Origin of the sequence: Enterococcus diestrammenae, from assembly GCF_049384045.1 — a bacterium.
Taxonomy (GTDB): domain Bacteria; phylum Bacillota; class Bacilli; order Lactobacillales; family Enterococcaceae; genus Enterococcus_C; species Enterococcus_C diestrammenae.
Window position 1 is genome coordinate 15,887 of record NZ_JBMRGR010000012.1, and the last position, 25,046, is coordinate 40,932.

Here is a 25,046-nt window from a genome sequence, read left to right on the forward strand (position 1 = left end):
CTTTTTCTTGCACTTTCCCACCGGCTATCAGCTTATGGCAAAGCTCTCTGCCTGTCATTTTACAAAAGATTGCTGCGACGCGCCACCTTTGCCGAGACATCTCAGGAAATCTTCGGCTTTCGTTAAACCTTAGACGTGAAACGGCACCGTTAGCGCAACCGGCAAAAGATGACTGGCTAGGCTCCTGCGTTATTGCTCCCTCGCCGATTGCAGCTGAGAGCTTTCCCTTCAAAAAAAAGCCCAAGGAGTTACTCCCTAGGCAAGTTGTCGGATTAAACTGCATGATGCTGGCTAAATAATTGGCAACAGCGAATTTTTTTGGTGGGGTGCATGTCTTCATAAAGCTGGCCATCACTGGTTTCGCTCACAGCTTGATAGTCCTTTAACAAAGCGAGCCCCGTATATTGTTGTAAGTAATCATCGCATTCTTCACACCAGCGTTCATCACTATCACTCCAAAAAGCGCTTAAGAAATTCTTTTTACCGGAATGTTGCGGGTAGTTTTTACTCAAACGCACCCACTCCTGCGTATAAAACTGTTTTGCTTCCTCGATTGTGGCAAACACTGTTTCTTTGCGAATATCTTGACGCCAATCTTCAAAAAACCACCAAGGTTCATTGTCCCCATACATCTCGACCACTTGATACATAATGAATTCTTCCTTCTCTGCTTAATCGTTCATTTTTTCCTGACGCTTGCCTGTCGCATGCCAAAATTCCCCTCAGATAAAACGACACACGTTATCAAACGAGCTGCACGTCCCTCTTATTTTACCTGAACACCCTCATAGTAACCACCTTTTTTGACAGTGGCAAGAATTCTGTTTGAAAAGCAAGGAAGAATTAAGAAAACATCTCCTATTCATAAACTCTCTTACCAAAAACTAAAGAATCGCCAAAGCCAAAAAAGAGCCCTTGCCCCACCGCTATCCCTGTACTATCATAGAGAGCGGACGCAGTCACAGCGACATCTTGTTGCTTCTATTGGCTTCGTCTGTAACAAAAATCAACTCAATAAAAAGGAGCCTTCATTTGTGATAGCACTATTTTTTCAGCGTTTAAAAGAGCGCATTACCCGTCCAAGGCAAAGGTGGGAGCAAAACCTGATTGTCTTGTGGTTCGGAACTTTTATGGCGGGTATTGGCTTTAGCCTGGTGATGCCCTTCATGTCCTTGTACATAGATACTCTCGGGGATTTCACTCCCCAAGCATTGAACTTATGGAGTGGCTTAGCTTTTTCCGCAACCTTTCTCGTAACCACTCTGATTTCTCCATGGTGGGGCCGACTTGCCGATCAAAAGGGGCGGAAATTGATGCTCTTACGGGCCAGTCTGGGGATGGCTGTGGTCATCGGCATGATGGGCTTGGTCACCAATGTTTACCAATTGGTCGGACTGCGTTTGTTGCAAGGAGTCTTTTCTGGTTATATTTCTAACGCCACCGCCCTTGTCGCTACCGGTACCCCCAAAGCCCGCAGCGGACAAGTGTTAGGTACCTTATCCACTGGAGCAGTCACCGGCCAGCTGTTAGGTCCGTTATTAGGTGGAGTGACGGCCACGGCCTTTGGGTACCGCACCACTTTTTTCATCACGGCCTCCGTCTTGTTCGTCGTCTTTTTACTCAGCCTCTTTTTCGTTCATGAAGAATTCACACCAGTCGAAAAAGAAGCCTTGCAGCCGGCTTCAGCCATTTTGAAAGAGTTGAAATATCCTCATGTCGTCATCGGCATGTTTGTCACCACCATGATTATTCAAGCTTCCAATAACTCCATCAGTCCTATCATCAGTCTGTATATCCGGCAGTTATTAGGTGGCAGCGGCAATGTTACCTTGGTCAGCGGCATCATCGCTTCAATCCCCGGAGTCGCCACCTTACTCGCCGCACCACGGATGGGCCGACTGGGGGATCGTATCGGTAGTGAACGGGTGCTGGCGGCGGGTTTGATTTTAGCCATCATCGTGTACTTTCCCATGGCCTTTGTCAGTAACGTCTGGCAATTAGGAATCCTGCGCTTTTTGATAGGCGTTTCCGATGCGTGTCTGCTGCCAGCCGTCAATGCCTTGATTACCAAATATTCACCTCACCATGCGGCCGGTCGGATTTTTAGCTACAACCAATCCTTCCAAGCTACCGGTAATGTCTTTGGTCCCATGATTGGCTCCTCGGTCTCCAGCTTTTTCGGTTACCGCGGCGTCTTCATCTCCACTTCCTTTTTAGTCTTATTGAACTATTTACTGGTACGTAAAAATACGGCAGAAATCCAGCATGATCACAAAAAATAAATACTTCCCCTCTCAGAGAAGCAGAAAATGCTCCCGTGTATCAATAGTCACCCATAGCTTAAGTGGTTGATTAGAAGATTGCAAAGGCGAAAACAGCCCGCAACAAGAGTACTACCTCTTGTTGCGGGCTGTTTCATTTACGCTACGCTGCTTTACCCTTTGACACGGTTTTTCGAAACACTCCCCCGCACCAAATCAAAATGACGACTCCCATAACGGGAAAAATAAGTCGCCAACTCCCAATCTGGCAAATCCTGCAAATAATCCTCGGTGGTCGTCAAAGCATACCGGCACCGATCCATCGACGACAATCGCTGAAACTGCTTTGCCTGCGCGGCAGTATGAAACGGCCAGTCACCATTGATAATCGTGTAATAGACATCATGAAATAATTCTTCATCCAACAGCCAAAGTTGTTCTTTTGTGAATAACTGCTTTAATTTCATGCTGCTCCCTCCCTCAAACAAACCTCTAAGCCAAAACAAAATGCGAATTTCTCGCTAGTTTTTGCCATCCCCTATGCAAATGCTAGCGATCCCCGTCGCTATTCTCTCATCAATCTTACAGGTATAATTTTACCACATTTTAATTATAATCGCTTGATTTCTCATTTAAATATCTGAAATTTTTTTCTACTTTTTTGATGGTGTAGGAACTTACCACGATTTCTAGCATATTTAACAAGACAAGTTTTATGAGAATTCCCCCTCAACTTTCTCCAAAATACGAATGCTTACCAGCAAACTCGCCCACTTTCTTTCCTCTTATACACAATTACACGTTATCTCGAAGCCTAAACGAACAAGGCAGACTTACTCCCGAAGAATCATTTGGATTGTCACAGAATCGATAAATACCAACTAAAAACAGTTGTCATTTTGCTAGTTTCTTTACTCGACAGAGAACCTTCATACGACACTTCAAGGGATTTTCCGGCAAGACCACCCCCGTTTTGTCGATAATTGATAGACTATCTTTCCTACGTACTCTTTTTCATGACATCAAAATTGCGGCATGATACGCCACTTAATTCCTGAACCATCAGCCTTTTTGGAGCTTAATTTTTATAATTTCTTTATCTAAAAAAAGGACCAAAAACCTTGATAGGCTTTTGATCCATTTTGCGATTAAACGTATTGTAAAACTTTATTGTCCTGGTAGGCACAATCGATTAGGCCGCCGCCGAGACATTCCATACCGTCGTAGAAAACCACGGCTTGTCCTGGTGTGATGGCCCGCACTGGTTCTTGGAAGATGACTTCTGCTCGGTTATCCGGCAAAAGGCGCACCGTCACCGGCACATCCTGTTGGCGGTAACGGAACTTCGCCGTACAAGTGAATTCTTGCGGATGAGCCCCTTCTGTAGTGAAATGAATCTCACTGGCCTCCAAACGATCCGCATACAAAGCCGGATGATGGAACCCTTGGCCGACATATAAGGTATTGGTACTGAGGTCTTTTCCTACGACAAACCATGGTTCTTGTGACTCACCGCCACCACCGATACCGAGGCCTTGACGTTGACCGATAGTGTAATACATCAAGCCGCTGTGTTCCCCTTTGACTTCACCATCTAACGTCACCATCTGACCTTTTTTGGCCGGCAAGTAATGGCCCAAAAACTCTTTGAAATTCTTTTCACCGATGAAGCAAATCCCGGTGGAATCTTTTTTCTTGGCTGTCGCTAAACCAGCTTTTTCAGCAATTTCCCGCACTTGCGGTTTTTCCATGCCCCCTAAAGGAAACATCGTCTTTTGCAGTTGCGCTTGAGAAAGCTGACTCAAAAAGTAGGTTTGGTCTTTGTTATTGTCGACACCCCGCAACATATGAACCGTGCCATCTGCATCTCGCGTCACTTGGGCGTAATGCCCAGTGGCCACATAATCTGCTCCTAGGTCCATGGCATAGTCCAAAAAGGCTTTAAACTTAATTTCTTTGTTACACATCACATCTGGGTTTGGTGTCCGACCTGCCCGGTACTCTGCCAAGAAATACTCAAATACCCGATCCCAGTATTCTTTTTCGAAGTTCACCGAGTAATAAGGAATCCCGATTTGCGAAGCCACTTTTGCGACATCTTTGTAGTCTTCCGTCGCCGTACACACTCCGTTTTCATCCGTGTCGTCCCAGTTTTTCATAAAAATCCCGATAACATCATAGCCTTGTTCCTTCAGGATTAGCGCTGTTACCGACGAGTCCACCCCGCCGCTCATGCCAACGACAACGCGAGTTTTGCTGTTGTCCGTCATGTTTTCACCATCATTTCATTCTAGATTCTGAAAGTACGATTTGAAGGTCGCGTTCAGTATCTGTCATTATACAACAGAAGACTGGCAAATGGCCCAAATCCTTACCGAAAATAAGAGAATCTTTGCATTTTCCTGAAAATTTTCTTTCCACTCCTCAAAATTGGCAAAAAAAGTCCCAGCTCCAATCATAAATACGCGAAACACAATGGTTGAAGATACAGGGATAAGTTGCTATTTTGAATATATAAACAACAGAATGATAAGATTACAAAAGTTTACCGAACATTCAGTGAAAAAATATATAAATTTTCAAAATATTCTTTCGACTTGCAACAACATCTGTTACACTATTCGGTAACTCAAAGCTTTTTTGAGAAATTTGACCATTGGCGAGGCTATTTTTGCCTAAAACACGAAAATTAACCTCTGCCCAAACTATCTAAAGGAGAGAATGCAATGACGATTTACAATTTTTCTGCCGGACCTGCTGTGTTACCAAAACCAGTATTGGAAAAGGCCCAAGCTGAATTTTTAGACTACCAAGGTAGCGGCATGTCCGTGATGGAGTTGAGTCACCGTTCCTCCTTATTCGATGCCATCATTAAAGATGCTGAAGCCCTTTTGCGAGAATTGATGGGGATTCCTGACAACTACAAAGTGCTCTTTTTACAAGGGGGCGCCAGTTTGCAGTTTTCCATGGTACCTTTAAACTTGGCTCAAGGGAAAAAAGCACTTTATGTCAATACTGGCATTTGGTCTAAAAAAGCCATCAGTGCAGCCAAAGCCTTCAAGAGTATCGACGTAGAAGTCATCGCCTCTTCCGAAGACGCCAACTTCACTTATATTCCGGAAATCACGGAAGACATGATCGACCAAGACGCGGCTTATCTACACATCACTACCAACAACACCATCGTCGGTACCGCGTATCAAGAAATTCCCAAAGCTGGCAACGTGCCGATCGTAGCGGATATGTCTTCTAATATCTTAGCCAATGATTATCAAGTAGCAGATTTCGGCATCATCTATGCTGGTGCGCAAAAAAATATCGGCCCCGCTGGCTTAACTGTCGTGATTATTCGCGAGGACTTAATCGGTCTGTGCCCGGTGGCTGAACCAATGCTGGATTACCAAATTCAAGCGGACAACAACAGCCTGTATAACACGCCACCAACCTTTGCCATTTATATCGCCAAATTGGTCTTTGAATGGTTAAAAGAGCAAGGTGGTGTGGCGGCAATCTTGAAAAAAGATCAAGAAAAAGCCACTTTACTATACGATGCCTTAGCAAAATCTAGCCTCTTCACTAGCCCGGTAAGAGCCGATAGTCGCTCCCTTACCAACATTCCTTTTGTCACTGGCGACGCTGACTTAGACAAGAAATTCAATGCCGAAGCTTTAACAGCCGGTTTTGAAAACCTCAAAGGTCACCGTTTAGTGGGAGGGATGCGGGCAAGTCTTTACAACGCCTTTCCTAAACAAGGCGTGGTAGATCTGATTGCCTTCATGGAAAAATTCGAAAAAGAAAACGGGGGTGCCTGAGATGTTCCATATTCAAACCTTTAACGCTATCGCACCAGAAGGGATGGCGCGCTTCGACAAAGAAAACTATGCCATCAACGAAGGAGATGCGCCAGACGGCATTATTTTACGCAGTCAAAAACTCCACGACTACGCCTTTCCCGCTTCGGTCTTGGCCGTCGCCCGGGCTGGTGCTGGGACCAACAACGTCCCTGTCAAACAATGTACCGAAAATGGTATCGTCGTCTTCAATACTCCCGGCGCCAATGCCAACGCCGTCAAAGAATTGGTAATTGCTAGCTTACTGCTTTCAGTGCGCCCGATTTTACAAGGAGCTGCTTGGGTCCAAACTTTGACAGGAGAAGACGTGGAAACGCAAGCGGAAGCCAACAAAGCGCAATTTGCCGGCCACGAGTTGGAAGGCAAAAAACTTGGTGTCATCGGTCTTGGTGCGATAGGCGCCATGGTAGCTAACGACGCCTACCGCCTGGGTATGGAAGTCATGGGCTTTGATCCTTTCGTCTCGGTGGATACAGCTTGGAGCATTTCGCGACGGGTGCAACGAGCGCAAGATCTCAACGAACTTTTAACTAGCTGCGATTTCATTACCATTCATGTTCCATTATCCGAGAAAACCCAAGGCATGATTGGCGCTGCCGAAATTGCAAAAATGAAACCCACCGCCAAACTCTTCAACTTCGCCAGAGGGGGCATTGTCGATGACGCTGCTGTACTGAAAGCCATCGATGCCGGTGATTTAGCAGGTTATACCACTGACTTTGCCGACGAAAAACTCTTGCATCACGAAAAAGTTCTAGTCTTGCCTCACTTGGGCGCCTCGACGGATGAAGCGGAAATCAACTGTGCCAAGATGGCCGCTCGCACCTTAAAACGTTTTTTGGAAACCGGCGTCATCAAGCGCTCGGTAAACTTTCCGACGGTGGAAATGGCCTTCAACAGTCCCTACCGTCTGACCATCATCAACAAAAACGTCCCGAATATGTTAGGGCAAATTTCCACTGCCGTCGCCGAAGAAGGCATCAACATCGACAACATGATCAACCGTGGGCGGGATGATTTTGCCTATACTTTAGTGGATATCACAGAGGATGATCCGGCCAAAGTCGCAGCTGTCGCCGATAAACTGGCAGCCAATCCGGAAATCGTTCGCGTCCGGGTGATTCAAAATCAGGGTGTCTGCTAATGGTAGTCGTCCGAGCATTTGAAGCCCTCCGCCCCGCTGACAAGCTGGCGGAAAAAGTCGCTTGTTTGCCTTATGATGTGCTAAATTCGGCTGAAGCACGGGAACTAGCGAAAGATAATCCTTATAGTTTCTTTCATATTGATAAGGCGGAAATCGATTTACCGGCAGATTTGTCTCCCTATGATCCACTGGTTTATCAAAAAGCAGCTAGTAATCTAGCGGAGTTTTTGGCTAAGGGTTGGTTGCAAAAAGAAACAACCCCGCTGCTGTATTTGTACGAGCTCACCATGATGGGGCGCAGTCAAACCGGCTTGGTGGCTACAACTGCTATCGAGGATTACGTCAACGGCAAAATCAAAAAGCATGAGTTTACCCGTCCTGAAAAAGAAGTCGATCGCATCAATCATATTTTGGCTTGTGATGCCAATACCAGCCCGATTTTCCTCAGCTATCGGGAAAACGCGGCGCTGCAACAAGTGATGACCGCTTGGCAAGAACAACATGAGCCGGTCTATGATTTCGAGAGCTACCATGACGTGCAGCACCGTGTTTGGGTCATCGACGATCCCAAAGTGGTGACCCAACTCACAGAAGCCTTTGCAAAAGTGCCGGCATTGTATATCGCTGACGGCCATCACCGTACGGAATCCGCTGTGAAAGTCGGCTTGCAAAAACGTCAAGAAGGTCAAGCCAGCACCGAAAGCGAGTATTTTCTGTCGATCCTCTTCCCGGATAACCAACTGGCCATTTGGGAATATAATCGCGTCTTAAATGTGCCGCTTCCAGCTGATTTTTTGGAGCAGTTGCAAGAAGCCTTCACAGTCGTCGCTACTGGTGAAAAGAAAGCCGCTGCTCAAGGCCAAATCCAAATGCTGTTAGCTGGTACTTGGTATACTTTAACGATTAAAGATTCGGTCTTACCAGCGGATGTGGTGGGGCGATTGGATGTCTCCGTCTTGCAAACACAAGTCTTCGAAAAAATCTTCGGCATCATGGATATTCGCACCGACAAACGCATCGATTTTGTCGGCGGTATCCGGGGACCCGAAGAACTCGAACGTTTGACGGCGAGGGACGATTGGAATCTCGCCTTTGCCATGTATCCGACGCAAATGTCCGATCTCTTAAACGTAGCCGATGCCGGTGAGATCATGCCACCAAAATCCACTTGGTTTGAACCCAAACTATTAAGTGGCCTGTTTTTACACGATTTGGAGACCCGCTAACTTCTGATAACATTAGTTTCCCCGCTGACACCATCGTCAGCGGGGCTTTTTCGCGACTATGACAGTCTCCTCTGTTGTCAGCCTCCCCGATGAGTTGTCTTTGGCAGAAAGGCGGCCTCTTATGCTATACTTAGCTCAAAGTACACTAGTTTTGGTTGCTAGTGGTGCAGTGATTTTGGCCAGATAGCTTATTTTGGCCGTTAAAAGACAGGAGTTTTGGTTGTTATGAAAAAAGCAGATGAAATGTACGTGTATGCCCGCAAACACAAACTGGGATTCAATATGACCCCGTTGATTGGTGGCTGGCTGCAACGAAAACACTTTAAACTAATTGAAGATGCATTGGGCAAAGATGAGGAAGTTTTGGCCTCCTTTATCGGCCGTCACCATCCCGAAGACAAAGAAAACTTTAGTCCCGAGACTGGAGAGTCCAGTGAAGATTTCCACGAACGGGTCCACGATCGCCAAACAGGCAAAGTTCGTTACTTTAGCTGTAAAGGCTTCAGCGCCTATGCCATCACCAACTCAGGCCGCTTGATCTTTGCCCGCTGGGTGCCTTTCAATAATGATTACAAGAGTATCCCTTTGAGCAATATCAACACCATCAATCCCAATACCCGCATCATCTGGGGCTCGTTGCGGATTGAGAGTTTCCGGGAAGTCTTCAGTATTTTTTGGACGAAACGCGTGGTCTTTGATATCGCTAAACTTTTGGAAGACAGCAAAAGTGACATGCAAGACGGCGTGATGGACGGGATCACCACAGCTGGTCGCCACAAGTTGGCTGGCGCTGGCAATCCTGCTGGCCCCCAAGCCCCCCTGACGACTGAAACCAATTATCAAAAATTAAAAGAACGTCGCCAAGCGTTAGAAGACGGCCTGATTACGCAAGAAGAATACGACGAATATAAAGATAAATTCCTGAATAGCTAAAAAATTTCCCATAACGTAAGAAAGCTGGTTGGCTTTGTTTCCGATAAATCTCTCGGGGGTTTAATGGAACCGGTAAATACCAACCAAAGGACAGTTGTCATTTTGCTAGCTCATCTTAGCGATTTTTGCTTAGGTGAACTGTATGGGATAGGTTCCTTTAGCCCTCGGACATTCTTGACACTACTACCCAAGGAATTCACCTACAACATGACCAACCGATTTTGTTGATAAACTTCTTATATTTAATTCGTTTTAAGTAATTCTATGATTTCTAAACCTGCTATCTATCGTAAAAATGGTGAAATTTAGCGGAGTAGAATTGGAATAGCAGTAGCCCACAGGATGTGAGATGGCTATAAAATCATTGCGCATACAGTCATTTCTAAGCAGAGACCGCTAAGAAAGACTAGCAAAAGTACTTAGAGTTGGTGGCACTTGTGACACTTACTCTAAGTTTGAAGCTCCAAGGGAAATGACAAACCCGGTTTACGTTTGGCATTTTCCGGTCCAGCTACAGCTATTTCAATTTCTACAGAGCTAAATTTCACCATTTTTGTGCCATCAAAAACACAGTATGAAATTCTCTATAAACCTTAGTAAAATAGGATTTCACATAGATTAAAATTTTATAATATCAAGTCTATCAAAAAGCTCGTCTCCGATTATTTAACCGGGACGAGCTTTTTTATTCACTAACTAACGCTTAGCTTAATTTTACAGCAGTACCGCTACAAGTAACCATCAGCATGCCATTGTCAGAGCCTAGCACTTCATAATCCATCTTGACACCAACCACCGCATCAGCGCCCATGGCTTGTGCCCGTTGACTCATTTCTTGCAAAGATTCTTCCCGTGCCCGCAATAATTCTTCTTCGTAGCCTTTCGAGCGGCCACCAAAGACGTTACGTAAGCCCGCTCCTAAATCCTTCAACATATTAATCCCGGTAATGACCTCACCAAAGACAATCCCCTCATAAGAGCCGATTTGGCGATTTTCAACACTTGTCGTTGTCGTAATAATCATTGGTACATCCCCCTATCTATCAGATAAATTTAGTATATCATAACCAGCGAAAACGGTATCTCAAAACGTCCCTTCATAGGTATTCGCCACAAAGATTAACGACTACGATACTGGCTAGGCGTGCAACCATAACGCTTTTTAAACAGCCGGTGAAAATGATTGATGTTAGCAAAGCCGGCTTGATAGGCGGCTTCTTGAATCGTCATGGAGCGATTGGTCATATGGTAAATTGCCAACTGCAACCGCGCCCAAATCAGCTCTTCATTAGGAGTCGTGTGGAAGTACTGCTGGTATAAACGGTAGAACTGACTTTTACCAACCTGCAACAAATCGCACATCTTCTCTGCCGACCACTCCTCCTGACAATCCGCCAGCATGGCTAAACGCAAGGAATGCAACTCATGATACAAGGAATTTTCCCCTTCTTGAAGCCGCTGATGGTGATCCGCCCCGCGAGCCGCCAGCAACAACAGTTCCTGTAAATACAAATCCATCAAAGTCCCGCTTTCCGGCTGATGCAAGAGAAATTCTTGATGAATTTTTTGCAACAGACGGTTTAGCTGGTCTTCATTTGTGGGATAAAACAAGCGATTAACCGGTAAATTAGCTGGTAGAGACGCCGCTGTTAATCCGGTGAACTCCACGAAGCTGTTGAAAAAAGTCGTCTCTGCTTGATAGTGTTGGAAGGTCCCCGGTGTGTATAACAGGCACGCGCCCCGCTTGGCCAAGACTTTTTGACCATCCGCAAAGGTAAATGTCATCGGGGCTAACACCAACAAAAATAAATACTCCGCCAAACCTTGGGGCCGAGAGATGACATCATGGTTGACATTATGGGTATGATACCCGCAAAACGTGACTTGCATCAAGGTCTTCCTTTCTTTACTGGATATTGGCAGCTGGACTCGCCGGATAGGAAAATTGGTCAGGACTTCTTTTCATAACAGCGTCTGCTAGCTAACGAATTTCTTTTACCTTAATTCTAATGGGAGAATAAGTCAACTTTTGGCGACATTTGTTCCTTCCCAATACCCGCTGAGCTTTCTATACTGTAAGGGAATTCAAAAAAAGGAGTGTCACAACGATGAAGCAAGCAGCAATTATGATTGACAAACACTTTATTTTATCTGATATCGATGAACGAATCTACGGCTCTTTTGTGGAACACTTAGGACGCTGTGTCTACGAAGGGATTTACCAACCTGGTCATCCAGCAGCCGACGAAAACGGGCTACGGCAAGATGTAGCCGCTTTGATTCGTGAACTCAATGTTCCAGTGACCCGCTATCCTGGGGGTAACTTTGTCTCTGGCTACAAATGGGAGGACAGTGTTGGGCCTAAAGCAGAGCGGCCTAGCAAAATCGATTTGGCCTGGCGCGTGGTGGAATCCAACCAATTTGGCTTGAACGAATTTATGGAATGGACCAAAACCGTCAATACCCAGCCGATGATGGCGATCAACTTGGGGACCCGGGGCCTGGAAGCTGCCAAAAATATCATCGAATACACCAACTTGGAAAAAGGAAGCTACTACAGTGACCTCCGCCGCCAACACGGTGTCGAAAAACCTCACGATATCAAACTTTGGTGTCTCGGCAACGAAATGGACGGGCCTTGGCAAGAAGGTCATAAAACCGCTCTAGAATACGGTCGTATCGCCGAAGAAGCCGGCAAAGCCATGCGCCTTGTGGACCCGACGATTGAAACGGTGGCTTGTGGTAGTTCCAATCTCGACATGCCGACTTTCGCCTTTTGGGAAGATACCGTGTTGAGCCAATGTTACGACCAAGTGGACTACATTTCCATGCACCAATACTACGGCAATCACGATGACAACAGCCAACAATATCTGGCTTCTTCCGACGGCATGGATCAGTTTATCCGGGAAGTCATCGCCATCTGTGACGCCGTCAAAGCCAAACGACGGGCCAAGAAAAACATCAATATTTCCTTTGATGAATGGAATGTTTGGTATCATTCCAACGAACAAGACAAGCAAATCGAACCTTGGACGCAACACCCGCATCAATTGGAAGACGTCTATAATTTTGAAGATGCCTTATTAGTCGCTAGCATGATGATTACCATGTTGCGCCACGCCGATCGGGTCAAGATTGGCTGTTTGGCACAATTAGTCAATGTTATCGCTCCTATCATGACCTCGGATACTGGCGTTTGGAAACAAACCATCTTCTATCCATTTGCCATGATTTCCAACCAAGGACGCGGCCACGTCCTCCATACACAGATCAAGGCCCCAACCTTCGAAAGTCGCTATGGTAACTCTTCTTACTTGGATGCCGTGGTTATCGAAAATGAGGCCGCTGACCAATTGACGATTTTCGCCGTCAACAAAGACTTGGCAGATGATTTGGAATTGACCTGTGACTTGCGACAATACGAAGGCTACCGTTTGGATCAGCACGTGATGTTGCACCATGATGACTTGAAAGCTGTCAATACCGAAGCCGCTCCTGATACGGTAGCGCCTGTTGCTGGGAAAAACCTCACTTTTGAAAACGGCCACCTTTGCGGCATGTTACCAAGTCAAAGTTTCCACATGATTCAATTGAAAAAAGCCTAATCTTCAAATTCTATAGAAAATAGGTTGCCCTCGCTTCCGGTGGAATTGTGGGTATGGTAGTGTCTTTAAGGATGACTACTGAATTATAGAGGGTAAGTCGCAAGGCAAACTTGTTGTAAGTCCAACAAAAATATTGAACACAACAAGTAATTTGCTAGCTCACCTTAGCGATTTCTGCTTAGGTGCAACTATATGCGATAAGTTCTTTTAGCCCTCTGACATCCTTAACTCTAAAACTCGAGGCATTTTCCTCCAGTAAGGCCACCTGTTTTATAATCGATTGTTGACTTTGCTCCCCAAAGCTTGCTATTTTCTTTCTTAAAAAGGTGGCAGCATCTCGTGAAAAAGATGAAATTTAGCGTAGTAGGATTGATATGACAGTAGCTTTCAAGATTGAGATGAATTACTTAGAGTTGGTGGCACTTGTGACACTTACTCTAAGTTTGAAGCTCAAAGGAAAATGACAAATTGCTTTGTATTTGGCATTTGCCGGTCTAGCTATCGTCATATCAATTCCTACGGAGCTAAATTTCATCTTTTTCGGGCATCAAAATGACAGCATGATACGCCACTTAATTCCTGATACATCAGCCTTTTTTGAACTTAATTTTTTATAAGTTCTTTATCTAAAAAACAGGCTAGCTAATTCGCCATCAACGCTAATTAGCTAGCTTGTTTTTTAACTACCAATAAAATGGGACATGAAGAGACTGGCGATATTGAAATAAATCAACACCGAGGTCAAATCACTCAAGGTGGTGATAAAGGGTCCACTGGCAACTGCTGGATCAAAGCCTAAGCGGTCCATCAGCATCGGGATTAAACTCCCTGCCAGATTAGCCACCGTGATGGCACACATCATCGCCATCCCGATGACAAAGCCCAAAATCGGGTTTCCCTTCCAGATAGAAACGATGGCAAAAATCGTCAACCCAGTGATGGCCCCCGTGACTAACCCCGTCAGGACTTCACTGATGACCGTCCGTAAAAAGGAATTCTGCTTATCATCATTCATGGCTAAGCGCCTCACCGCTACCGCCAAAGACTGGGTACCCGCATTGCCGGCGGTCCCCGTAATCAACGAAATAAACACCGCTAAAATCGAGGCTTCACTCACCAACTCTTCGTAATGGCTGATCAAACTCGCTGTCGCCATCCCCAAAAATAACAAGGTAATCAACCACGGCAAACGACGTCCGGCTGATTTTACCGGATTTTCAGAGACTTCCTCGACGTTGACCCCCGCCAAACCGGAGTAGTCACTGGCTGCTTCGTCATCGATGACGTCGATGATATCATCGACAGTCACAATCCCTAATAGGTGATCATCGTAATCCGTAACTGGTAAGGCTAGAAAGTCGTAATCCCGGAATGTCTGGGCGACGTCTTCTTGGTCATCCCCCACATGGACAGAAATCACCCGTTCGCTCATGATATCTAAAATCATTACGTCATCATCATTGACGATCAAATCCCGCAAGGAAATCACGCCTACTAAGCGGTTTTCTTGATCCACCACGTAAATATAGTAGATGGTTTCGGCGGCTAAGGCTTCATTTTTCAAGACGTACATCGCCGAACGCACCGTTTGATTGGCCACGATGGAGACATACTCGGTGGTCATGATTGCCCCGGCGGTATCATCTTCATAATGCAAAAGTTCCCGAATTTCGCTGGCGGATTCGGCAGGCATGATGCTTAAATATTTGGCAATTTGTTTTTTATCCAAGGTGTTCAACAAATCGACGGCGTTATCGGTATACATCTCAGCCAGCATATCCGCCGCATACCGCGGACGCATTTCCGCCAAGTATTCCGTCATGTGCTCGTTATCTTCTTCGATCACATCAAACATGTCCGCCATTTCTTTGGGAGAAAGATAGGCGTACATGATATGGCGCTGATTTTCTTCAATAGCTTGATAAAACTGCCCCTGCTCATAGATGTGCAACTCCAAAAAGATTTCTCGAAATCGTTTCATCTCACTATTTGCTAAGGCTTCTTGCAATTGTTGAAATTGCACCTCTAATGCTTCTTGATTTTCATCCAATCTTTCTCACCACACCTTCAGTTCATTCAAAAACCGGCGCTGTTGCCACCGGTCAACTCTGTCATTGTGCCACTAGTTGCGCATTTTAGCAATCAACTCCGCCATATCCGCTGGTGGCTCTTGGATAAAATGCAAGAGCTCACCGGTGAAGGGATGGGCAAATTGCAACTCGTAACAATGCAACGCTTGCCGAGAAATCCGCGTCAAGCTGCCACCGTACATATCATCGCCTAAAAGTGGACAACCCAAATCTGCAAAATGCACCCGAATTTGATGGGTCCGACCAGTGTGTAACTGAATATCCACCAAGGCTTCAGCCTGCTGGAGGTCCCGCTGTTCCAACCAATATTCCGTCTGAGCCGGCTGCCCCGCAGGATCCACCATCCGTTGCATCAAGGAGGTCCGCTGCCGGGAAATCGGCCGGTCGATCATTTCGTGGTCTTGTAACCGCGAAACCGCCCCACCCACGAGTGCTTGGTATTTTTTCAAAAATTGGTGGGCCCGTAACTGCTTATCCATTTTGGCATGGGCAAAGCCGTGCTTGGCAAAAACCATCAAGCCACTGGTGTCACGGTCCAAGCGGGTGACGATGTGGATCACTTGGTCCGCATAGCCTTGGCGCAAGTAATAAGCCTTCACCCGGTTGGCCAAGGTCCCTGTCGGATGGTACTGGGCCGGTATCGAGGCGATGCCCGCTGGTTTATTGACCACCAACACATGCTCATCCTCAAACACGATATCCACCGGCCCCTCTGATGGAAGCATCGTCTCATGTTCCCCTTCATCAGGAATGATAAACGTCACCTGGTCCCCCCACTTCAGCGAATAAAGAACATTTTCTTCCTGACCATTTACTAAAATGTGGCCTCCTTGAAATTTGACTTTCGCTAAGAGGCCTTTGCTGATGCCTTGTTCTTTCAAAAAGCTCCGCAACAATTGTGGCACCTCTTTTTGATAATGGTATTCAAATCTCATGGGCTTCACTGTCTCCAATAAAGGCATCCTTCACGCGATGCCAAAAATGCATGTGACGGGTGGATACAAAGCGGATGCGCTCTTGAGCGATACGGTAACAAATCGTATCCATCTGATCTTGAGGGATATCCAGCTGGTCCACCGTCACTTGGTAATCACTGGAATGTTGCAGTTTGATTTGCAGCCAGTCATTGTCAGAAATCACGATGGGCGAGCCCAAAGTCCGGAAAACGCGATTATTTAAGGAGGCGATTTCCGCTAACTGCATCGCATTGATGGAAGGATGCAATACCGCCCCACCGACACTTTTATTATAGGCTGTCGAGCCTGTGGGGGTCGAAATCGACAACCCATCCCCACGAAAGCGTTCAAAAAGTTCATCTTTAATATAGACATCGGCTACCATAGTTCGGTTGCCCCGCTTGATTGTCGATTCATTCAAGGCCAATAACCGCCGCTTAGGCTTGCCATTGGCGTAGCCGATTTTGACTTCCAATAAGGGGTAACTGATGCTTTTGATTTCCTCGTTTTGCAAACTGGCTACCATTTCCGCTAGCTCATAATCCCGCCAATCAGTATAAAAACCCAGATGGCCGGTGTGGACCCCGATAAAACGCACTTGATGCAACTGCGCTTCGTATTGGTGAAAAGCGGATAACAGCGTGCCGTCCCCGCCAACAGAAATCACGATCGTGGGCTGCAGAGGATCTTCAGGAATGCCTGCTTGGGCCAATAAGCGCCGCAAGCGATACACCACTTGAATCGTCAATTCTTGTTTATTCGCGACAATGGCCACCTTCAACTCCATAGTGACAGTCCTTTCCCCAGCTTTTCTGACCTGCTACCTCTTCAGCAGCAAATCGGTTGGTATTACTTTTCAGGTGCTTGATAATCCTGATCTTCTTTGTCCATCGCTGCCAGATAATAACCGTCATCGGATTTGCCCCGGCCATGGGCAAACAAGCGCTGCGCCTCTTGGATTTCTTCTCTGATTTTAGACATCTCTTCGTCCAATTGGTACGCGGCCTCGGCTGCTCGTTGCAGGCGATCTTTCATCTCTTCAGGAAACGCCCCTTGGTATTTATAATTGAGGGAATGTTCGATAGTGGCCCAGAAATTCATCGCCAAGGTCCGAATCTGGATTTCCGCCAAAATCTTCTTTTCCCCACTGATCAATTGAACCGGGTATTCAATCACCAAATGATAGGAGCGATAACCGCTAGCCTTTTTGTTGGTGATGTAGTCCCGTTCAATCAAGACTTTCATATCTTTGCGATTGCGGATAATCTGCACCACTTGATGGATATCTTCCACAAACTGGCACATGATGCGCAAGCCGGCGATATCAGACATCTCTTCGTCCAAACGCTCCATTGGAATATGGCGAATCTGGCTTTTGGTGATGATGCTTTCCACCGGTTTGACTCTTCCCGTCACAAATTCGATGGGCACGTGTTTGTTTTGCTCACGATATTGTTTACGGATACCTCTTAGCTTGACTTTCAACTCCGCCACCGTCTGTTCATATGGCGCTAAAAAAATTTCCCAATTTCGTTCCATAAGCTTCCTCGATTCTGCCATCACAACCCGCGAGCTGGATGGATCGTGGTTTTCCTGCCAATTTCAGCCGACTTTGCTTTCCCATCTAAGGCGGCCGAACCTTTGGCATCTAACCTTGATTTTACCATATTTTCTCCTATAAGATGGAAATTTCTTTTCCAGCGCTGGCCAGCCTTCATTGAAAAATAAATCTTTTCTTGACGGAAAAAGCAATGGTTTTGCGTAATTATTGATAGCCGCGTCTTGACAACTTTTCCCGCGAAAAACCACTCGCCTCAACTGCCCTGCCCAAGTGGCTTATCGTGAGGGACAAGTAGCCAACGGATTGATTTTGAAAAAAATATAGAAAATTTCGAATCATTTTCCCCTTTTGTTTGCAAAACGGCTTTCATTATGTGAAAATGAAGAGGTTTGAGCATTCCAAAAAGGAGGCGCTACCAGTGGCGAAAACCCGCGAAATCGAATTTAAATCCATGCTGACTGAAAATGAGTTTGCCATGCTTTGCCAACACTACCAACTCACCAGTGATGCGTTTAAAACCCAGACCAATTGCTATTTTGATACCGAAGATTATAAGTTACGAAGCCTTGGTTGGGGCTTACGGATTCGCTTGTACGCTGACCGTGGCGAACTGACTTTGAAAGTTCCTGCTGCCGAGGGGGGCCTGTGGGAATATACCGACGCCTTGACCCTCGAAACCGCCCAAACCCTGCGGACTCAAGGAACGTGCTTACATACAGGAGCCGTAGCCGACAAACTACAAGAAGCTGGCCTCTCAGCTACTGAAGTAAAGCTTTTAGCCGATTTGACCACCAAGCGAGCTGGGTTTTCCATCCCAGAAGGCTTGTTAGCCTTAGATGAAAATTTCTACGGCACCACCCATGATTTTGAGCTGGAACTAGAAGTCAGTGATCCGGTCCACGGCCAAGCAGCTTTTTTACAGCTTTTGCAACAGTTACACCTCACCTATCGGCCAGCAGAAAACAAGATTAGTCGGGCCTTTAAAGGTTAGATAAAGGTAGTTCTCTTTATTTCCTTTTTGCCATTTTTTCTGTTAGATTATTCATAGAAAACAAACTGATTTGGGGAATCACATAAACGGGGGAGATTAACTTGATTGAGATCTATTTATTCGTCAATCCACTAGGGTCGGTGTGCCTTGAGACGGAAACGAACTTGTTGGATTTCATGACCAGCAGCCAAAAGAAAATCCAATTTCGCATCATGCCACTTGTCAACATGCAGACCATCCATGACACCATGAAACGGCGGGGGCTGTCACTTACGGATATCGATGCCCGCAATCGCTTATTTGCCGATACTTATTCGGCGGCGTTAGACATCAAAACGATCCAACTTCAGGGGAAAAAGTTGGCTCGCAACTTCATGATGCGTTTGCAACAAGCAGTGGGCTGTGAAGCACAGCCTTACAACCAAACATTGGTCGAAGAACTAGTCACCGAAGTCGGTGGCGATTTGGCGATGTTTAAAGAAGATCGGCCCACGAGCTTTGTCAAAGAGATGTTCCAAGTGGATCAAGACATCGCCCGGGAGATGAACATCACCATGCACCCTTCCGCCGTCGTCTACAATTACGCTTGCGAACGGGATTATGGCGTCAGTCTGGAAGGACCGCTAGCCATTGCTGATTTGCCAAAGCTGTGCCATACCGATGAAGAAAGCTACCAAATCTTCCACATCGATGGCTATCTCAAAAAGCGTCACGAATCACGAGTTGCCCACTATCCAAACTACTTAAAACTCGTTTATTAATTTGAAAAGGTAAGGAGAGTCGCCGGGGAAGGTGGCTGTCCTTACCTTTTTAATAGATAAAAAAGGCGCCCTTGCTGGAGAAGAATGCCTCGGGTAGTAATGTCAAGAATGTCCGAGGGAGGCTCTGGAAGCAAGATTGGCCGGCTTTCATATTGTTAACGTATGACGAATTCGACTTATTTTCTAACAAGATGTCGAGTCACCTCCTCCACCTATTGCTAAGATTGGGGTACGAAAGGCGGGCTGAAGATGCTAAAAGAACTGAATCAAGTCATGGATTATATCGAGGAACATCTGACCGAAGAACTGACGCTGGAAGAGATTGCCAACTTTGCGGGAGCTTCTGATTATCATTTGCGCACCGTCTTTTTCCATCTGGCAGGGCTGACCTTACCTGAGTACATCAAGAATCGCCGTTTAGCTGAGGCCAACCGTGCATTGCTAAAGGGACATTCGGTGACAGAGGTGGCTTATCGCTACGGCTACCAATCCTTAGATGGTTTTACTCGTGCTTTTAAAAAATGGAGCGGTTTCCTCCCATCAGAAATTGCCAAGACGCAACACAGCAAATTCTTTCCGAAACTTTCGTTTAAAATCACGGTAACAGGAGGAATAAGTATGGAATACAAAATCGTGGAACAGCCAGAATTTTACCTAGCAGGCGTCAGCAAACGAGTCCCTATGCAATTTGAGGGAGTCAATCAGGCCATTGTCGAATTGGCCCAAAGCATCACCCCCGAGCAGCGGGCAGAAATGCACGCCCTGCAAAATCTCGAACCCAAGCAAATCGTCAATGCGTCTTACAATGCCGATGCTGCCTTTCTCAAAGAAGAAGGCGATCTAACCCATTTGATTGGCGTCTTAACTACCGATGGAAGCCCTAGCCAACTTTTGGAAAAGGTCAAAGTCCCAGCTAGTACCTGGGCGGTCTTTCCCAACGAAGGCCCCTTTCCTACGACGATGCAAGAAACCCATGCCAACATCTATGCCCAGTGGTTACCGAGCTCAGATTATGAGGTCATCGACGTTCCTGGCTTTTCCTTTACGCAGATGAACGAGGACAAACCTGGCTATGCTTATAGCGAAATCTGGACGCCGGTGCGAAAAAAAGATTCATTATAAGTCACAACCTCAATATGAAAAAGGCCCATTGACGTAATTGTCGATGGGCCCCTTTTATAACAGTCTTTAATTGCCACACTAATCTTCGGAATCCTGGCACTCTGCAGAAATGACAAAAAGAAATAACCGTCAACTTTAGCCGGGAGACGATTATTTCTCAACAATAATTTAACTCAGCCACCGTCTTTATCGGTGCTACTAGAGGAACTGTATTCAGCAGTTCCTCTTTATATTTTTAGTATACTATAAATAGACATTCAAGAGAAGATTTACAACCGCCACTTGGTAATTGCCCCTTATCACTCTCATCTGTCCCCTTCAAATCCCTTAACAAAACATCCCCAGCGCTTTGTCCTACTTTTTCTCCTGTTCGATCTTCCCGAACACTTTTTTCATGATCAAAGCATTTATCAAGGCCACAGCCGAAAATCCAAAGAAGGTACAGCTATAGATAGTTGTCAGGAGCCGCTCAGGTGAACTAACTGCAAAATATAATAAGCCGCCGTTAATCCCGCTAGCTAGCACCACCCATGGAAAACAGTTAATTAAGATGAGAAAGGCATTTTTGATGACTTGCTTGAGAGTGTCTCGATAGCGTCCGATATAAGCAAACCAGACTGTCGAACCGGCCAACAATAGCAACACAAAGGGCATGAGAATAAATAACCCAATACCTCGTAATACTCCCGTGGCTTGTTGCAACAACAGGTAATCCATGAAAAAAATCCCACCGAACAAGACCGTGATTCCCCAAAGAAGCGTTCCTTGTTTCAGATTCTCCCGAAAAAGCTGTAGATAAGTCAGTGCGACTTGATTGTCGTGTCCTCGCAAAATTTTCTGCCAGCTAGCTAATAAACTCGTCCAAGCTGCCCCGATAGTGACTATGGGTAAAGCTGTAACTAAAAACAATAGATTTAATAAAACTAAATCAGTTAATTTGACTAATATTTGCATCAACGGGCGCTCAACGTTAAATAAATTACTCATAATTATCAACCTTTCTCTTCTGGTGCTCCTTAGATGAGGAAGCAAATCTAAACCCTTGTTATTTACGATGGCGGGATTTACGATACCAAATCCAAAGGCCACCGGCAATTAACAATCCCACAGCACCAATACCTAATACAATACCAGTTATCTTACTTGAAGAGTTCTTGCCCTTTGTCTTGGTAGCGGATACCTCAGTCAAAATTAATTGGCTCTCATTTTTAAACTTGCCCTCCGAAAATTCTTGAATCTCATTGTTCGTAAGAGTAACTTTCCCTTGAGCGCTGGGATCGACTTCAATGCCATACGTAGTACCACCTTTAATTTGATTTCCAGAAAAGGTCATATTGGTCAGTTTTCCGCTATTAAATAGATAGATTCCTTGATAAGGGCTGTCTAAAATTTTATTGTTTTTAATCTGTATCTGGGCGGCATTGTCAAATCCAGGTTCGGTATTCACCCAAATTGCCCCGTATTCAGCTTTCGTATCATTTTCCAAACTACCACAGCGCAATAATTGATTCTCGTATATCTGATGGCTACCAGCAAAAGGCTGAGGCTTGAAACGGGTGCTGATGTTGATGCCACCGCCCATCCCCACTGTGTCCCGTAGATCATTGCCATAGACTTCATGGTCCTCCCCACCGTAAATGGCGATATTATTGGCTAACCACGGGTAACGCACTGTATTGTGGAAAATTTTGTTATTTTGATCTACCAACGAACTGGACCACATGGCGATTCCATCGTCTCCGGTATTACGAAAATCACTATAAGAAACTTCGCTGTTGGAAGTACCACGACACAGGTTAATGCCATCTGCCATGACATTGCGCACCCGGCTATTGGTCAGTTTTAGGTGATCAATACGATTAGCCCAGACACCGACTTTGGTATGTTCTATCCAGAGGTTTTCCAAGGAAATATTGCGGCTTTGACCTGTATCTGACTCCACCGCAATTCCCGGTGGTTCATTATCCCGCCGCACATCGGTCTGACCAAATAACGCTAAATCACGGACCGTAATATTTTCTCCCCGAATGTAAAAACCGGCTGTTTTCGTTTCCAAACGAGTGTGCCACATACCTGCTCCGGCAATTTCTAAATTATCTTTGGTTAATAAAATACCCTTCACCAATGCCGGATTATAAATCTCATAAGTGCCCGCCGGTAAGTAGACTGTCTGTTGGCTAGTTGCTGCCTCAGCGATAGCCTCATTTAAAGCGACACTATCATCTTTGCCATCATTGGCTACTGCTCCAAAATCAGTGATACTCAAACTATCTTCTGGTTGGGGGACGATTGCCGGTTGCAACTCTGTATCCAGTAAATCGATTAAGTAAAAAGCTGCGGTATCCTTGACTGCTGGTACTTCCAGAGTAATCTCAGTACCGGCCGGAATAATCTCTGAAAAGGTCAAAATATGGTCATCAAAATAATTATGGGGGCGGCCATCCGCCGGGTCATTAGTCCAAGGAAAGTCACCGTATACCCAAGAGAGTTTCGAGGAGAGTTGGATGGTCTGAGTATTTTCGCCAATTTTTAATATCAAAGGATGCTCCTCGCCACCACCAGTAGAACTATCTGGCACGCTCCCTCGAATTATCAAACTATCACTGTCTACTTCGGTTTTAAAAGATAATGTTTGCCCAGCCTGATCTAGTCGGACATAGCTTTTTCCAGAAGCTTCTGAGCCCGGGGTAAAATAAGCTCTTTCATCAGCTATAATTTTCCCATTCGTTTCACAACTTTCCGCTTCTACCTGTTGATAGGCTAGGATTGGTCCATATTCGGCTATGCCATTTTCTGAGGATTTTTCCGTTGCAGCATAGCCCAAACTTCCGCTATTTAAGAATAAAATCGCTAATAGCAAACCCCAACCAGTTTTCTTTTTCATCCCTTGCCTCCAAACACTCGTATTTCTATGTAAGGAAAGGACACCCGTAGATGCCCTTTTACAAATAATGATCAGCCTTCCAACGCTTTTTCGTAGCGGTCAAAGGCGTCTTGTTGGATTTTCATGAAGTCTTGCATCCCCATTTGATCCAATTGTTTGATATAGCTATCCCATTCTTTGTCAATGCCACCTTCGACAACCCATTTGGAAGCCATTTGAGTAACATAAGAACTGATGTCCACATAGATTGAAGAAATCTTGTTCAGTTCTTCTGGGGAATAGTTGACATTAGGGAAAGCTGGTAAAGCATATTGGTTGATTTCTTCATCCAATTTCAATTTCAGGCCGTCACCTTGAGTGTCATCGATTGTAACTTTGTCATTGAAGCCATCTTCAACAAATTTTGGACCAAAGTCCCGCAAAGAGTTGATCCAAGCCCATGAGTCAGCGGATTCTTCCCCTTGAGGTGGCAAGACTTTGTAATTGTCCCCCTCTTTTTCCGTTCCGATACCAAATGAACCATAGTAAGTTTGAATACTTGCATCATCGGTATAGAAAGAGTCTGCCCATTTCAACAAAGATTCTGGATCTTCACATGAAGTAGTCACCATGAATTCATTGCGGCCATAGTTGTAGTGATCAGGATCAGAAAAGACATAACGATTGCCATCAGGACCTTTCAGAGGCTGCATAGCAACGTATTCTTTAGCGTGTAAGCCAAATGTCGCATCCGCTGTCCAACCTACAGAAACCCCAACTAAAGCAGCATTTTTATCCATCCGTTTAGCATCAGACATGGAGCTATCTTGGGTAAAGAGTTCCGGATCAATCAAGCCTTTTGCATAAGCTTCATGCATCCAAGCAATCCCTTCTTTGTAGCTTTCTTCGGTCCGAAGATAGACTGGTTTGCCATCTTTTAAGGACATTTCATAAGTTTGATCTTGGCCTCGACGGTTATCAAATGGCAAGATAAAGCTAAAGGTTGGGTCGGCATTACCGGCACCATAAGGAATTTCATCATTTTTATCGCCATTACCATTGGCGTCTTCTTCCTTAAAGGCCGTCAAAACTTTGATAAAATCTTCATAGGTATCTGGCATTTCTAAGCCCAAGTTATCCAGCCAAGTTTGGTTGATAAACAATTGATTATCGATTGTTGGCCGCATTGGTAATTTTTTTGGCAAACTATAGATATGTCCGTCTGGCGAAGTAATCAACGCTTTGAGTTTAGGTTCTTTTTCCATCGCTGCTTTTAAGTTTGGCATGCTGGATTCGATATAATCTTCTAACGGGATAAACATCGCTTGGTTTTGGGCAATTTCTGCGTCATTTAACGTAATCGACCCTAAGAAAGCATCCGGCAAATCACCACCGGCCAACAGGACGGATTTTTTATCCCCCCAGTCAGCGTTCAGGTAGGTATCCCACTTGATATTGACCCCTGCATCTTTCGCGCTTTCTTCTAAAAAGCCTTTTTGGTAGTCGTCTCCCCAGTCTGCCCAGCGAACCGTTGCTACTTTAAAACTAGTTGCTCCAGCTCCCCCTTCTGTTTTGCCACTGTCTTTTTTGGCATCGTCTCCTGAACTACTGCCACAACCTGCTAATAACGCCAAGACCGCTGCAGTGGTTAAGAAAGCACCCATTTTTCGCTTCATTTC

21 protein-coding genes are annotated in these 25,046 nt (G+C 45.5%); 9 read left to right on the forward strand and 12 right to left on the reverse strand.

The window, feature by feature from the left end; all coding sequences use genetic code 11:
- Window positions 1–272: 272 nt before the first annotated feature.
- Entirely contained in the window at window positions 273–650 is a 378-nt protein-coding gene (locus tag ACO03U_RS09270; RefSeq protein ID WP_204686775.1) for a DUF1033 family protein, read from the reverse strand.
- A 384-nt stretch (window positions 651–1,034) separates the two neighbouring features.
- Between ACO03U_RS09270 and ACO03U_RS09275 the strand changes: the two genes are divergently transcribed.
- Window positions 1,035–2,282 (forward strand): multidrug efflux MFS transporter, encoded by a 1,248-nt coding sequence (locus ACO03U_RS09275; RefSeq protein ID WP_204686774.1) that lies wholly within the window; start codon window positions 1,035–1,037, stop codon window positions 2,280–2,282.
- 152 nt (window positions 2,283–2,434) lie between these two features.
- Here the strand turns inward: ACO03U_RS09275 and ACO03U_RS09280 are convergent, their stop codons facing one another.
- Window positions 2,435–2,728 (reverse strand): hypothetical protein, encoded by a 294-nt coding sequence (locus ACO03U_RS09280; RefSeq protein WP_204686773.1) that lies wholly within the window; start codon window positions 2,726–2,728, stop codon window positions 2,435–2,437.
- A gap of 681 nt (window positions 2,729–3,409) precedes the next feature.
- Window positions 3,410–4,531, reverse strand: coding sequence for a tRNA 2-thiouridine(34) synthase MnmA (mnmA, locus tag ACO03U_RS09285; RefSeq protein WP_161870743.1), 1,122 nt, complete (start codon window positions 4,529–4,531; stop codon window positions 3,410–3,412).
- Between the two features lie 456 nt (window positions 4,532–4,987).
- Here mnmA and serC point away from each other — a divergent pair, with 456 nt between their 5' ends.
- The 4 genes from serC (at window position 4,988) to ACO03U_RS09305 (ending at window position 9,415) form a co-directional block, all read left to right on the forward strand.
- Complete coding sequence (gene serC / locus ACO03U_RS09290; protein WP_204686772.1) at window positions 4,988–6,073, forward strand: 3-phosphoserine/phosphohydroxythreonine transaminase; 1,086 nt, start codon at window positions 4,988–4,990, stop codon at window positions 6,071–6,073.
- Window position 6,074: 1 nt separating this feature from the next.
- On the forward strand, window positions 6,075–7,256 hold the full coding sequence (locus ACO03U_RS09295) for a phosphoglycerate dehydrogenase (RefSeq protein WP_204686771.1): 1,182 nt from the start codon (window positions 6,075–6,077) through the stop codon (window positions 7,254–7,256).
- Window positions 7,256–8,482, forward strand: a complete 1,227-nt coding sequence (locus ACO03U_RS09300; protein WP_204686770.1) for a DUF1015 domain-containing protein — start codon at window positions 7,256–7,258, stop codon at window positions 8,480–8,482. The genes ACO03U_RS09295 and ACO03U_RS09300 overlap by 1 nt, the downstream gene beginning before the upstream one ends.
- A 225-nt stretch (window positions 8,483–8,707) precedes the next feature.
- Window positions 8,708–9,415 carry a hypothetical protein gene (locus ACO03U_RS09305; RefSeq protein WP_204686769.1) on the forward strand — a complete coding sequence of 236 codons (708 nt, stop codon included), beginning with the start codon at window positions 8,708–8,710 and terminating at the stop codon, window positions 9,413–9,415.
- 703 nt (window positions 9,416–10,118) lie between these two features.
- Here the strand turns inward: ACO03U_RS09305 and ACO03U_RS09310 are convergent.
- Window positions 10,119–10,439, reverse strand: a complete 321-nt coding sequence (locus tag ACO03U_RS09310; protein ID WP_204686768.1) for a putative heavy metal-binding protein — start codon at window positions 10,437–10,439, stop codon at window positions 10,119–10,121.
- Between the two features lie 95 nt (window positions 10,440–10,534).
- The gene (locus ACO03U_RS09315) at window positions 10,535–11,305 is read right to left on the reverse strand and encodes a helix-turn-helix transcriptional regulator (RefSeq protein WP_204686767.1); all 771 of its coding nucleotides are present in this window, start codon (window positions 11,303–11,305) and stop codon (window positions 10,535–10,537) included.
- A gap of 218 nt (window positions 11,306–11,523) precedes the next feature.
- Here ACO03U_RS09315 and arfA point away from each other — a divergent pair, with 218 nt between their 5' ends.
- Window positions 11,524–13,023 carry an arabinosylfuranosidase ArfA gene (arfA, locus tag ACO03U_RS09320; RefSeq protein ID WP_204686766.1) on the forward strand — a complete coding sequence of 500 codons (1,500 nt, stop codon included), beginning with the start codon at window positions 11,524–11,526 and terminating at the stop codon, window positions 13,021–13,023.
- 679 nt (window positions 13,024–13,702) lie between these two features.
- On the opposite strand, the gene mgtE is transcribed toward arfA, so the two are convergent.
- The 4 genes from mgtE to yjbM form a co-directional block, all read right to left on the reverse strand.
- Window positions 13,703–15,073, reverse strand: a complete 1,371-nt coding sequence (gene mgtE, locus ACO03U_RS09325) for a magnesium transporter (protein ID WP_161870735.1) — start codon at window positions 15,071–15,073, stop codon at window positions 13,703–13,705.
- A gap of 72 nt (window positions 15,074–15,145) precedes the next feature.
- On the reverse strand, window positions 15,146–16,048 hold the full coding sequence (locus tag ACO03U_RS09330) for an RluA family pseudouridine synthase (RefSeq protein WP_204686765.1): 903 nt from the start codon (window positions 16,046–16,048) through the stop codon (window positions 15,146–15,148).
- Window positions 16,038–16,850 (reverse strand): NAD kinase, encoded by an 813-nt coding sequence (locus ACO03U_RS09335; RefSeq protein ID WP_204686791.1) that lies wholly within the window; start codon window positions 16,848–16,850, stop codon window positions 16,038–16,040. Before ACO03U_RS09335 ends, ACO03U_RS09330 begins: the two co-directional genes overlap by 11 nt.
- A gap of 68 nt (window positions 16,851–16,918) precedes the next feature.
- Window positions 16,919–17,608 carry a GTP diphosphokinase gene (yjbM, locus tag ACO03U_RS09340; protein ID WP_161870733.1) on the reverse strand — a complete coding sequence of 230 codons (690 nt, stop codon included), beginning with the start codon at window positions 17,606–17,608 and terminating at the stop codon, window positions 16,919–16,921.
- A 440-nt stretch (window positions 17,609–18,048) separates the two neighbouring features.
- On the opposite strand from yjbM, the gene ACO03U_RS09345 reads away from it, so the two are divergent.
- From ACO03U_RS09345 to ACO03U_RS09355, 3 genes are all read left to right on the forward strand, one after another.
- The gene (locus ACO03U_RS09345; protein ID WP_204686764.1) at window positions 18,049–18,621 is read left to right on the forward strand and encodes a CYTH domain-containing protein; all 573 of its coding nucleotides are present in this window, start codon (window positions 18,049–18,051) and stop codon (window positions 18,619–18,621) included.
- A 101-nt stretch (window positions 18,622–18,722) separates the two neighbouring features.
- Window positions 18,723–19,382 (forward strand): DsbA family protein, encoded by a 660-nt coding sequence (locus tag ACO03U_RS09350; protein WP_161870731.1) that lies wholly within the window; start codon window positions 18,723–18,725, stop codon window positions 19,380–19,382.
- A gap of 249 nt (window positions 19,383–19,631) precedes the next feature.
- Window positions 19,632–20,504 carry an AraC family transcriptional regulator gene (locus tag ACO03U_RS09355; protein WP_204686763.1) on the forward strand — a complete coding sequence of 291 codons (873 nt, stop codon included), beginning with the start codon at window positions 19,632–19,634 and terminating at the stop codon, window positions 20,502–20,504.
- A 354-nt stretch (window positions 20,505–20,858) separates the two neighbouring features.
- Here ACO03U_RS09355 and ACO03U_RS09360 read toward each other — a convergent pair whose 3' ends face one another.
- The 3 genes from ACO03U_RS09360 to ACO03U_RS09370 form a co-directional block, all read right to left on the reverse strand.
- Window positions 20,859–21,491 (reverse strand): YesL family protein, encoded by a 633-nt coding sequence (locus ACO03U_RS09360; RefSeq protein ID WP_204686762.1) that lies wholly within the window; start codon window positions 21,489–21,491, stop codon window positions 20,859–20,861.
- A 58-nt stretch (window positions 21,492–21,549) separates the two neighbouring features.
- Window positions 21,550–23,388, reverse strand: coding sequence for a right-handed parallel beta-helix repeat-containing protein (locus tag ACO03U_RS09365; protein WP_204686761.1), 1,839 nt, complete (start codon window positions 23,386–23,388; stop codon window positions 21,550–21,552).
- 71 nt (window positions 23,389–23,459) lie between these two features.
- Window positions 23,460–25,043 carry a type 2 periplasmic-binding domain-containing protein gene (locus ACO03U_RS09370; RefSeq protein WP_204686760.1) on the reverse strand — a complete coding sequence of 528 codons (1,584 nt, stop codon included), beginning with the start codon at window positions 25,041–25,043 and terminating at the stop codon, window positions 23,460–23,462.
- Window positions 25,044–25,046 lie beyond the last annotated feature (3 nt).